Here is a 10042-nt window from a genome sequence, read left to right on the forward strand (position 1 = left end):
CTATTATTCCGTATTTAACAACTCATAAGGCCTAAACCTTATCACCTCTTCTCCAACCCACTCATTCAGTTCACTGAGCCGCTCCTGTAGCGGGGCCAGCTCGTTGATGGCAAATACCCGCGCGGCTTTTTCCACGTCGCCGAATCCGCCGGTATTGTTGGGGAGGATCCCCATGAGTTGCGGTGGTACGCGCTGGGCGGCGAGCTGGTCGTCGCGGGTGACGTTTTTAATATTCATAAATTCGTCTTTGGCCGCGACTTCGGCGAGTGGGATAACCTGCAAACCGTCTTTTTTACCTGCAGGCGCATACATAAACAGATTGCGGAAGTTTCCCGGCCCTTTGGATTCTTTCAGGGCGTTGCGCAGCTTGTCGATATCCTCCTGTTTATGGGCGGCATCGTTCATATACAGAATAAAACCGGCGTGACTGCCGTTCAGATAATACTTACGGCGGAATAAGGTGGCGGCCTCATTAAGCCAGGTCGAATTTAACGAGGCCAGATATTCCGGCACGCCGTAAATTTCCTGATTAATATCCGGGTCAAGCAGATGAAACACATGACCCGGCTCAAACGGGTGCGGTTCCGTCCAGGATTGCACATACCAATAAGTGTCAGTGTCCAGACCCCGGCGGGTGTATTTAGCCGGGCTGGGTGTGAGTTTCATTAATCCGCCCAGCCGGTTATAGCGGGCTTCCAAAAATGAATTGGCAAACACCAAAAAATCCAGCGCGTAGCGGCTAAAATCCTGTTTGGATAACAGCGGGTGCGGCTCAAACAGACTAACCAGAACATTGCGCTTCATGTAGATAGGCGAACTGTGGTGAACGGCGGCGCGGAAAGATTTCGCCAGACCATTAAAAGACACCGGCGGTTCATACCAGCGATCGACCTGCGAACATTCCAGATAATCCAGAATATCCCGCTGATCCATCATGGGGATCGGGTCGCCAAAAGTGAACGCCTCGGCTCGCTGGCCGTCGTTCTGTCCTCGTGCGGCAGTAGCTTGCCCTGATTGCTTATTGCGGTTGCGCTGACGCATTAAAATATCTCCATGATACTGGTGTTATTGCCGTTAATCCCTTCGAGGGGTTCATTAAACAGAGTGTGCATAATGGCCCAGGCTACATCGCCGTGGCTGGTGCCTTCAGCCCGATCGGTCACATAGGTGGCCTGCCTGCCGCTGGGTGTCATGGCCTTGCGCACAGACATAAAAGCGGTGGCGATATCCAGACAACCGGCGTCAAACTCCAGCCGCCCGGTGGTAATGACGTTTTTGGCTTTATAAATCAGGTCGGTTTTCATCTCGACGCTGTAGTGAATGGCGCGAACCGCCGGGAAGAACTGGCGCACTAGCTGGGTGACGGATCGGCCCAGTCCGGTATCATCAATGCCGATATAGGTCACGTTATAGCGATCGGTCAGCGCCTTGATATTGGCCGCCTGCACCGCGAAATCCATTCCTTTCCACTGGTGGCGCTCCAGTACGCGGAATTTACCGCCCGGCACCAATGGCGGCGCAACTACCGCGCACCCGGCACTGTCGCCGGTGCTGGCCGGGTCGTAACCAATCCATACCGGACGCTCACCAAACGGGCGCAGGGATAACAAACCGACGTCTTTCCACACTTCCCAGCTATCCACCATGCAGCGCTGCATTTCCTGCATGGAAAATACCGAGGCGGTATCGTCGATAAAGTTGCACATAAACAGATTGTCAAAATCTTCATCGCTGTTTTCATTACGTAGCTCATCAATATCAAACAGATTGCAGCCGCCGCGTTCGGCGTCTTCAATATTGACGATTTGCCGGTACTGTTTATCCTCACACAGCTTGCCCCCGGCGAGGCGGGAATAGGTCACGTCAATTTCGCGATGCCCGTCTCGGGCTTTCCCTTTGTTAAACAGGGTACCATTCCAGAATTTATAGGCTTCGTGAGTGGTGGTGGAGGGAGTGGAGAAATAGGTCGAGCGGTATTTCTTCTGCGAAGCCATACCGGAAGCGGCGCGGCGCAATTTACTGAAGCCGGGTATCCAAAAATACTCATCCAGATACAGATTGCCCGGACGCCCCTGGGCGGTGCTGGAGTTGGTACCCAGGAAGTGCATTTCTGCCCCGTTAGGCAAAATAATCACTTCCCCGCGCAGGTCTACCTCCACCTGACGGGCGGCGGCTACGATGTAGTTTTTAAACTGGTGTGCCTGCGCTTTGGAGGCGGAAACAAACATCTGATTGCGACCGGTTTCGATGGCATCCAGCAAGGCTTCCCAGGCGAAAAAGTAGGTTGCACCAATCTGGCGGGATTTGAGCAGGTTACGGATGCGGTACACGGTTGATAAGCCCGCTTGGTACCAGCCACGCTGATAATCGAACATAGACTCAAGGAAAATATCTTTCAGCTTGCTGGCCTGCTCCGAGCTGAAACCGTTCTTTTCCGCTGCCTTGCGTGGCCCACTGTTACGGTTTTCAAGATTGGGATTGAGCACCGCCTCATTGCCACCGTTGTTATATTTACCGATACGGGCGTGCCGTTCGGCCTGACGCGCCAACAAGTCGATTTCTTTGTAGTCTTTTGCCTCTTTCACTGGCTTCATAACCAAACGGCAATACTCCGCTGCCGTGGTCAGTTGCATCTGATCCAATGGGCCGTAATCGTCCCACTTGTCGCGGCGCTTCCAACTGTGTACCGTGACAGCCTTCTCACCGATCATCTCCGCAATGCGGGCAATCCTCAGCCCTTGCCAGTACAGATACTTGGCTTGACGGCGGGGATCTAAATCGGCATTGATAGTGACACTATCCATATTCAATCTGCCTGTGCAGTAACCTTTCATGCTGCAAGGCTACCTATCCGCTACGCCTCCATCCCGTATTACGCCTTGTGCCAGCCCTGACACAACAGCGCTTCATTGTTCCGTTTGACGCCGGTTGCCAACATAAGGCCATACCATCCCAAACCGGAATTCATGCCATGCCTAAATCCAAGTTTTTCCGCGCCGTTGTCGAGGGTGCAACCAGCGACGGGCGCCTTATTCCCCGTCAGCACATTGTTGAAATGGCTGAAAGCTATAACCCGACGTTTCGCGGCGCCCGCGCCAATCTGGAGCACATTAAAAGTGTGCTGCCCGACAGCCCATTCCGCGCTTACGGCGATATTACCGCCGCCAAATACGAAGAAATCAAAGACGGTCCACTTAAGGGCAAACTGGCGCTACTGGTGCAAGTGGATGCGACGGACGATTTGGTCAAACTGCGCGAGTCCCGCCAGAAGGTGTACTCCAGCATTGAATACGTGGAGAAATTCGCGGACACCGGCAAAGCCTATCTGACCGGCATCGCCTTTACCGATACCCCGGCGTCACTGGGGGCGGAAATCCTGACCTTCTGCGCCCAAAGCGCCAATAACCCGTTGGCTTCACGTAAAAGCCAGGCCGACGCCATTTTCAGCGTGGCCGATGAAATCACGCTGGAATTCGAGACTGAAACCGAGCAGAAACCGGCGCTGTTTAGCCAAATCAAAGCCATGTTCACCAAAAAACAGACCACGGATGACGCTCGCTTCAGTGATGTGCATCAGGCGGTGGAATTAGTGGCGCAGCAACTGGAAGAAAAACTCACGGCGTTGAGCACACTGGAAACCGCTTTCACCGCGTTGAAAGCTGACCATACCGCCACCCAACAGGCACTGACCGAACTGAAAACCCAACTCGGCAAAACCGATCGCCAATTTAGCCAGCGACCTGCGGCGACGGGTAACGAAAACGCCCTGCTGACCGATTGTTAAGGAGTTAATTTCCCATGAAAAATACGACCCGCAGTAAATATAAGCAGTTCGTCCAGCAAGTAGCTGCTCTGAATGCGTTGAGTGATGTGACTGACGTCGAGGCCAAATTTACCGTTGAGCCTTCGGTGGCGCAGAAGCTGGAAACCAAACAACAGGAAAGCAGCACCTTTCTGTCCAAAATCAACGTCTATCCGGTGGATGAAAAGGAAGGCGATAAAGTCGGTTTAGGCATTGAGCGCCCGATTGCCAGCACCACCAATACCCACGATAAAGAGCGTGAACCGACCGATCCAACCTGTCTTGATAGCACGGGCTACCAATGCGGTCAGACTAACTTTGATACCGCCTTGCCTTACGCCAAACTGGATATGTGGGCCAAATTCCCGGACTTCCAGATCCGCATTCGTGACTCCATCGTTAAGCGTCAGGCGCTTGACCGCATCATGATCGGCTTTAACGGCAAAGCGCGAGCGAAAACCTCCGATCCGGCCAAAAATCCCTTATTGCAGGACGTTAACCGGGGCTGGTTGCAGTCTATCCGCGAAGACGCGCCAGAGCATGTGATGGATAAAGTGGTGGATGAGGAAGGCAAAGTGGTGTCGGCCAAAATCCGTATTGGTCAGGGCGGCGATTACAACAATATGGATGCGTTGGTGATGTCAGCCGTCAATGAACTGGTTGAAAGCTGGTTCCAGGATGATACCGAACTGGTGGCTATCTGCGGTCGTTCCCTGCTGGCCGACAAATATTTCCCGATCGTTAACCAGATTCAACCCAATAGCGAAACGATGGCCGCCGATCTGATTATCAGCCAGAAACGAATTGGCGGCCTACCGGCGGTACGCGCACCACATTTCCCACCGGATACCATTCTTATCACCCGGCTGGATAACCTGTCTATTTACTGGCAGGACGGCACCCGCCGCCGCGCCATTATCGACAACCCGAAACGTGACCGGGTGGAAAACTTCGAATCGGTCAATGAAGCCTATGTGATTGAAGATTTCGGCTGTGTTGCGCTGATTGAAAACATTCACCTCGGTCATTTCTCCACGCCAGACGCGCCAACAGGGGAATAACGCATCATGACCAATCCTGCCCGCCGACACCGGCTGTTTGTCGCGGCTCAACAGTCTGATTCGTTGAGCGAAGCCGCCAGCCTAAACCACGCCAGCACGTATGAATTACTGCTGTTCAAGCTGCGACAAGACATGGGCCAGCTTCACAAGGTGGAGTCCCACCTGGGGAAAGCCGAGGTGAAACGGCGCATGTTGCCAACCTATCAACCGTGGGTCGCCGGTGTACTGGCTCAAGACCGTGGCGGGCAGGACGCGGTGCTGATGCGCATGTTGATTTGGCATCTGGACGTGGGCGAACTGGCTCGTGGGCTGGATATTGCCGAATACGCCTTACGTCATGATTTGGTGACGCCGGAAGATTTCAGCCGCACCACCGCCTGTCTGGTGGCCGAGCTGCTGACAACCGCAGCACAACGTGACCTGACCGATAAAGCGCCGCTGGATACCGCCCAACTGATGCGGGCGCGGGAACTATTAACCGGGCGGGATATGCCCGATGCGGTGAAAGCCCGGCTGCATAAGTTTGTCGGCTACGCCTTGCGGCAGGACGGGGACAACGTACTCGCCCTGGCAAACCTGAACGAAGCGCTACGGCTGGATGAAAACAGCGGCGTAAAAACAGACATCAAGCAGCTTGAGAAACTGATCCAGGCTGCGTAACCCAAACGCCACGGCGGGGGCGGCACGGTAGCCGAGTCAGAATATTTTTACTCTGACAAGGTTGCCGTCCACCGCCCACTTACTTGAGAACATCACAATGAACGTTGTGCTCCAGCCCAGCCCGGACAGGGATAAATCCCCCGTCAGTGATAGCGGCCAGACGGTGATTAAAAACACCGAGTTCTGGCCGGATATCGACCTGAACAAATACCGGGATGATATGCGACAGGACGGCACTTTGAGCCAGCCGCGAGTGATTGAGGCTGCACGTTTTGCCATCCACGAAACGAATCGGCGTTTGGCTGACTGGCAACGCGCCCGGCAGAAACAGGGTTATTTTAGCCTGACGACCGTTCCGGCCAGCCAGTTAGACGGGGAAAGCGTCAATGTCCAACTTTACCGCCGAGCGGTGTATTGCCTGATGCAGGCCAGTTTAACCGAGCGTTTTCGCAGTATCGACGCCACCGGCTCCGGCAGTAAACGGGCCGATTCACTGGAAACCACCATTGATGCGCTGCGCCGTGATGCGGCCTGGGCCATTAATGATATTCAGGCTATCAATCGTATGACCTGCGAATTGATCTGATGCGCATTCTGGCTCAGCAAAATGACACGGTAGACGCCCTGTGTTGGCGCTATTACGGACGGACTGCCGGTGTCACCGAGCAGGTGTTAGCCGCGAATCCGGGATTGGCAGACAGAGGGCCGATTTTGCCCCACGGCTACCCGGTCACGATGCCGGATATCACGCCAGCGGCGACCTCACAACTTTTACAACTTTGGGATTAGCGCCCGCCCAGGGAGAAAACAGTGGATAAACACACGTCATGGGCCTCTTTTCTGGCCGCCTGGGTGCTGACCTTATTTGGTGCCTGGACGCTGCAAGACTGGGCCACCTTTATCGGTATTTTGCTGGGCGTCGGCACTTATCTGACTAACCGTTATTACAAGCGGCGGGAAGATATACGCCAGCAAGCAATCTATGAAATCAAACGACAACAGCTTATTCAGGGAGCCAATCATGAGCCGACTGAGTAAAGCCGTTCAGGGGCTGATCCTGGCCGGAGCCAGTTCGGTGGTGATTTTCTCTCAGTTTCTGGATGAGAAAGAAGGCAACCGCCTGAATGCTTACCGGGATGGCAGCGGATCACCCACGATTTGCCGGGGGTTGACGGTTATCGACGGAAAGCCGGTTGTGATGGGGATGACATTGACCGCTGCGCAGTGTGACCGTTTTAATCTGGCTGAAGCTCAGAAAGCACTGGCGTTGGTCGAACGCTACATCACGGTGCCGCTCAGTGATCCGCAAAAAGCCGGAGTGGCCAGCTTTTGCGCCTACAACATTGGTATCGGAAAATGCCGTCATTCGACCTTTTTCCGCAAGATGAATGCCGGGGATCGCGCGGGTGCCTGTCACGAAATCAGCAAATGGATTTTTGACGGTGGCAAAGATTGCCGTATCCGGGCGAATAACTGCGCCGGTCAGCCGGAGCGGCGGGAAGCGGAGCGCGAACTATGCCTAACCGATTAACATTGTTGATTGGCCTGGTGTTATTGCTGGCATTGGGTGGTTCAGCTCTGACGGCCCGACACTACCAGCGGCAAGCCGAAAGCTGGCGTGATAGCGCCCGCCAAAACCAGCAAGCGCTGAAAACGGCCAATCGCGCCATTGCCAGACAGCGGCAACAACAACAACAGGTCGCCGCACTGGATAAACAACACACCGAGGAACTGGCTCATGCCCAAGCCACCATTGACGATTTGCGCCGTGCTGTGGCCGCTGGTACTCAGCGCTTGCAGTTTAACACCGCCTGTCCCTTGCCCGATAGCCAGCGAACCGCCCGCGCCCCCAGCGTGGCTGATGCTGCCCGGCCCCGACTTACTGACGCCGCTGAACGGCATTATTTCGATCTCCGGCAACGCATCGCCACCGCCGACCAGCAAATAGCCGGTTTACAGGGCTATATTCGCACTATTTGCCTGAAACCTTTACGTAAACTGGAGCAATAATATGCTAAAACCTGACTCCCTGCGGGACGCGGTGATGAAAGCCAGCACCTACGTCAGACAAAACCCCGACTGCCTCCATGTGTTTATCGATCGCGGAGCGATTGTTTCCACGCTGGCCCCGTCGCTGTCTTTTGAATATCGCTACACCCTTAATCTGGTGATGACTGATTATGGCCATGACATGGATTTGCTGATGGTGACGATCTTACACTGGCTGCGCAAACACCAACCGGGCATGATGGCCAGCCAGGATAAGCGTCAGGACGGTTTTACCTTCGAGATTGATTTTATTGATAAAACTGTCAGGGATATCAGCATTGAGTTGAAACTCACCGAGCGGGTGATAGTCAAAGAAGAAAACGGCGCGTTAAACGTCACCCATCTGGATGAACCGCCAGAGCCTTATGCGTTGCTGGATAGTTACCAGATTTATATTCAGGGCGAAAAGGTCGCGGAGTGGGCACGATGAGTGATTTTCATGAGCTGGATAACACGCTGTCTATTTTACTGGCTCAACTTTCCCCACAGGGGCGCACCCGGTTTACCCGCCAGGTTGCCAAACAACTGCGGGAAAAACAGCAACAGCATATTCAGGCCCAGCAGAACCCGGACGGCTCACCGTTCTTACCGCGTAAGAAAAAGCGCCGCGACAAACGGGGGAGAATTAAGCGCAAAATGTTTACCCGCTTGCGCACCGCCCGTTTTATGAAAACCGAAGCCACGGCGGACGAGGCGGCAGTGACCTTTAGCGGGCAGGTTAATCATATGGTCAGAGTCCATCACTACGGCCTACGGGATAAAGTCAGCCGCAACGGGCCAACGGTAAAATATGAACGCCGCCAGTTGCTAGGGCTAACCGACGGCGATGTAGAGTGGATTGGGGATCTGGCGTTGGGGCATATTACGAAGTAGTTATTAATCTGGTCTTTGCGGGAATAAATACAATATAAAGTGGTAAACCGCAAAAATACCCACGCAAGCTAATATGGCGACATACCAATGTTCAAAATAGAAAAATGATGTAACCATCAATACTATTGCGATCATAGCAACGGTATTTGCCGCCATATAAGAAAGATAATATAGAAAACCGACTAAGATTTTTTTAACCGTTGAGTTGGTTGATGACATTATCTATTATCCTCCTGTATTCATCATCTCGTCCCTGCTCTTGCATACCGCTGGCCTCCACATAGCCAGACACTGAATCTTTAATTAAAAAATACAATATGTCCAGTTCGCCCATAGAACGTAAACGCCAATATAATCTTGGGTTTTGTTCTCTCAGCTCTCTGGAGTCATAAGCTGAGTGGTTTGCCAATGCACCTGCGGTCAATATGGAGTTTATCGCCGCGCCCCGAAAAATACCCAAAGATGCTTTTAATTTAGGGTGCATTGCTATTGATCTATTCATTCGTGAAGTTAACAAATACATGAGTGTAGTTGTTGTACCAAAGCGGGAGCCAACTTTCGCATAAATGCTATTTAACAGCGCGTCTTTTTTATCTTCGGGAAGCCTATCGATAAAGTCTCTGGCAATTGTTTCAACCAGTCTTACTATTGCACTATCAATATCTCCATTTTTTATAAAAGTTGCCAACCGGTGAAAGTGATTGGAATTTTGGCTTCGGTGTTCTGTATCCATAACGCCACGCGTCAGATAATAGATATCCTGCGGGACTGACATAACCCCAGCCCATATGCTTTCAGGGACACCATCAGGTTCAAAGGACGCTACGATTTTGTTGGATATGGTATTAATCTCATCCACAAGATAATCCTTATAAAACGCGGTCATTCCAAATGCTATATGCTGATGTACCGGCAACATGATGCTGCCAGATAATACTTTCATAGCGAACTGATACATGTTCTTCCGGTTGCATACCTGCATGGGTCAGTGAGTGAGGATAATCAACATGGATATTTGTTAGTGCCGCATTAGTCAATTCGATGGTGTAATACTTCTCCTGAGAACCCGCGTTATTTGTTCGATAAAAATCGAAAGTACAGTGAAGACTCTCGTTCTCGGAAATAGATAATCCCAGCAAAGGCGATGATTTGTCGATCGGTTTTCTAAAAACTATCGGATGATGATTGGAGTTTTGAGCGCGAGATATCATGTGTTGTAAGGAGTAAACAAAAATTTGATCTTGATGCATTGACTGATACTGATTCCCAATAGAATCTAATGAGCCACAGCCTGCGGATATTAAACCTTGCTTAGTCCCTTGCAATGTCAAATAAATTGAATTAGCCATTTAAAGTCCCTTTAAAATAATAAAACGTAGGGAGGTTACAGGGTTTAGTCATTAGATGCACCTGATGTATTACCGAACCCCCATATTGTTCACATTTTGATTAACCTTTAATACACGCGTTTATTCTTTTTGCAGTTAATTCTTTGTGCCATCCCTCACACAACCCCTATCACATGCCAGTCGCGCCCGCACGCGGCACACTGGCTGAATGAAAACGCTTATTGCAGCACTTAAACGCGCCCTGGCGA

At 52.0% G+C, this 10042-nt stretch carries 14 protein-coding genes; 10 read left to right on the forward strand and 4 right to left on the reverse strand.

Annotation, left to right across the window (positions count from 1 at the left end; all coding sequences use genetic code 11):
• Positions 1-3: 3 nt before the first annotated feature.
• Together DBA33_RS07275 and DBA33_RS07280 are read right to left on the reverse strand one after the other, a co-directional pair.
• Entirely contained in the window at positions 4-1041 is a 1038-nt protein-coding gene (locus DBA33_RS07275) for a phage portal protein (RefSeq protein ID WP_120806052.1), read from the reverse strand.
• Positions 1041-2804, reverse strand: a complete 1764-nt coding sequence (locus DBA33_RS07280; RefSeq protein WP_120806083.1) for a terminase family protein — start codon at positions 2802-2804, stop codon at positions 1041-1043. The genes DBA33_RS07275 and DBA33_RS07280 overlap by 1 nt, the downstream gene beginning before the upstream one ends.
• Positions 2805-2971: 167 nt before the next feature.
• Between DBA33_RS07280 and DBA33_RS07285 the strand changes: the two genes are divergently transcribed.
• From DBA33_RS07285 to DBA33_RS07330, 10 genes are all read left to right on the forward strand, one after another.
• Positions 2972-3784, forward strand: a complete 813-nt coding sequence (locus DBA33_RS07285) for a GPO family capsid scaffolding protein (protein WP_162975178.1) — start codon at positions 2972-2974, stop codon at positions 3782-3784.
• A 14-nt stretch (positions 3785-3798) separates the two neighbouring features.
• Entirely contained in the window at positions 3799-4863 is a 1065-nt protein-coding gene (locus DBA33_RS07290) for a phage major capsid protein, P2 family (protein WP_120806055.1), read from the forward strand.
• A gap of 6 nt (positions 4864-4869) precedes the next feature.
• The gene (gpM, locus tag DBA33_RS07295) at positions 4870-5523 is read left to right on the forward strand and encodes a phage terminase small subunit (protein WP_120806057.1); all 654 of its coding nucleotides are present in this window, start codon (positions 4870-4872) and stop codon (positions 5521-5523) included.
• Positions 5524-5620: 97 nt separating this feature from the next.
• Entirely contained in the window at positions 5621-6109 is a 489-nt protein-coding gene (locus DBA33_RS07300; RefSeq protein WP_120806059.1) for a head completion/stabilization protein, read from the forward strand.
• A complete protein-coding gene (locus DBA33_RS07305) occupies positions 6109-6312 on the forward strand; it encodes a tail protein X (RefSeq protein WP_064514965.1) in 204 nt (67 codons plus the stop codon). The genes DBA33_RS07300 and DBA33_RS07305 overlap by 1 nt, the downstream gene beginning before the upstream one ends.
• A 21-nt stretch (positions 6313-6333) precedes the next feature.
• A complete protein-coding gene (locus tag DBA33_RS07310) occupies positions 6334-6561 on the forward strand; it encodes an HP1 family phage holin (protein ID WP_064514963.1) in 228 nt (75 codons plus the stop codon).
• A complete protein-coding gene (locus DBA33_RS07315; protein WP_120806060.1) occupies positions 6545-7054 on the forward strand; it encodes a lysozyme in 510 nt (169 codons plus the stop codon). The genes DBA33_RS07310 and DBA33_RS07315 overlap by 17 nt, the downstream gene beginning before the upstream one ends.
• Complete coding sequence (locus DBA33_RS07320; RefSeq protein WP_064514960.1) at positions 7039-7533, forward strand: lysis protein; 495 nt, start codon at positions 7039-7041, stop codon at positions 7531-7533. Before DBA33_RS07315 ends, DBA33_RS07320 begins: the two co-directional genes overlap by 16 nt.
• 1 nt (position 7534) lies before the next feature.
• On the forward strand, positions 7535-8002 hold the full coding sequence (locus tag DBA33_RS07325; protein ID WP_120806062.1) for a phage tail protein: 468 nt from the start codon (positions 7535-7537) through the stop codon (positions 8000-8002).
• The gene (locus DBA33_RS07330; RefSeq protein WP_120806064.1) at positions 7999-8445 is read left to right on the forward strand and encodes a phage virion morphogenesis protein; all 447 of its coding nucleotides are present in this window, start codon (positions 7999-8001) and stop codon (positions 8443-8445) included. Before DBA33_RS07325 ends, DBA33_RS07330 begins: the two co-directional genes overlap by 4 nt.
• A gap of 193 nt (positions 8446-8638) precedes the next feature.
• On the opposite strand, the gene DBA33_RS07335 is transcribed toward DBA33_RS07330, so the two are convergent.
• Together DBA33_RS07335 and DBA33_RS07340 are read right to left on the reverse strand one after the other, a co-directional pair.
• On the reverse strand, positions 8639-9304 hold the full coding sequence (locus DBA33_RS07335) for a hypothetical protein (RefSeq protein ID WP_128821872.1): 666 nt from the start codon (positions 9302-9304) through the stop codon (positions 8639-8641).
• Between the two features lie 10 nt (positions 9305-9314).
• Positions 9315-9794: an Hcp family type VI secretion system effector gene (locus DBA33_RS07340; RefSeq protein WP_071889813.1), complete on the reverse strand. Its 480-nt coding sequence runs from the start codon at positions 9792-9794 to the stop codon at positions 9315-9317.
• Positions 9795-10042 lie beyond the last annotated feature (248 nt).

This window comes from Yersinia sp. IP36721 (assembly GCF_003634395.1).
Taxonomy (GTDB): domain Bacteria; phylum Pseudomonadota; class Gammaproteobacteria; order Enterobacterales; family Enterobacteriaceae; genus Yersinia; species Yersinia entomophaga.

Excerpts from the sequence above, each read along its gene's own strand:
- DBA33_RS07315 (WP_120806060.1), top strand. The coding sequence starts at position 6,545 with ATGAGCCGACTGAGTAAAGCCGTTCAGGGGCTGATCCTGGCCGGAGCC.
- DBA33_RS07330 (WP_120806064.1), top strand. The coding sequence starts at position 7,999 with ATGAGTGATTTTCATGAGCTGGATAACACGCTGTCTATTTTACTGGCT.
- DBA33_RS07285 (WP_162975178.1), top strand. The coding sequence starts at position 2,972 with ATGCCTAAATCCAAGTTTTTCCGCGCCGTTGTCGAGGGTGCAACCAGC.
- DBA33_RS07305 (WP_064514965.1), top strand. The coding sequence starts at position 6,109 with ATGCGCATTCTGGCTCAGCAAAATGACACGGTAGACGCCCTGTGTTGG.
- DBA33_RS07340 (WP_071889813.1), bottom strand. The coding sequence starts at position 9,794 with ATGGCTAATTCAATTTATTTGACATTGCAAGGGACTAAGCAAGGTTTA.
- DBA33_RS07325 (WP_120806062.1), top strand. The coding sequence starts at position 7,535 with ATGCTAAAACCTGACTCCCTGCGGGACGCGGTGATGAAAGCCAGCACC.
- DBA33_RS07300 (WP_120806059.1), top strand. The coding sequence starts at position 5,621 with ATGAACGTTGTGCTCCAGCCCAGCCCGGACAGGGATAAATCCCCCGTC.
- gpM (WP_120806057.1), top strand. The coding sequence starts at position 4,870 with ATGACCAATCCTGCCCGCCGACACCGGCTGTTTGTCGCGGCTCAACAG.
- DBA33_RS07320 (WP_064514960.1), top strand. The coding sequence starts at position 7,039 with ATGCCTAACCGATTAACATTGTTGATTGGCCTGGTGTTATTGCTGGCA.
- DBA33_RS07275 (WP_120806052.1), bottom strand. The coding sequence starts at position 1,041 with ATGCGTCAGCGCAACCGCAATAAGCAATCAGGGCAAGCTACTGCCGCA.
- DBA33_RS07280 (WP_120806083.1), bottom strand. The coding sequence starts at position 2,804 with ATGGATAGTGTCACTATCAATGCCGATTTAGATCCCCGCCGTCAAGCC.
- DBA33_RS07290 (WP_120806055.1), top strand. The coding sequence starts at position 3,799 with ATGAAAAATACGACCCGCAGTAAATATAAGCAGTTCGTCCAGCAAGTA.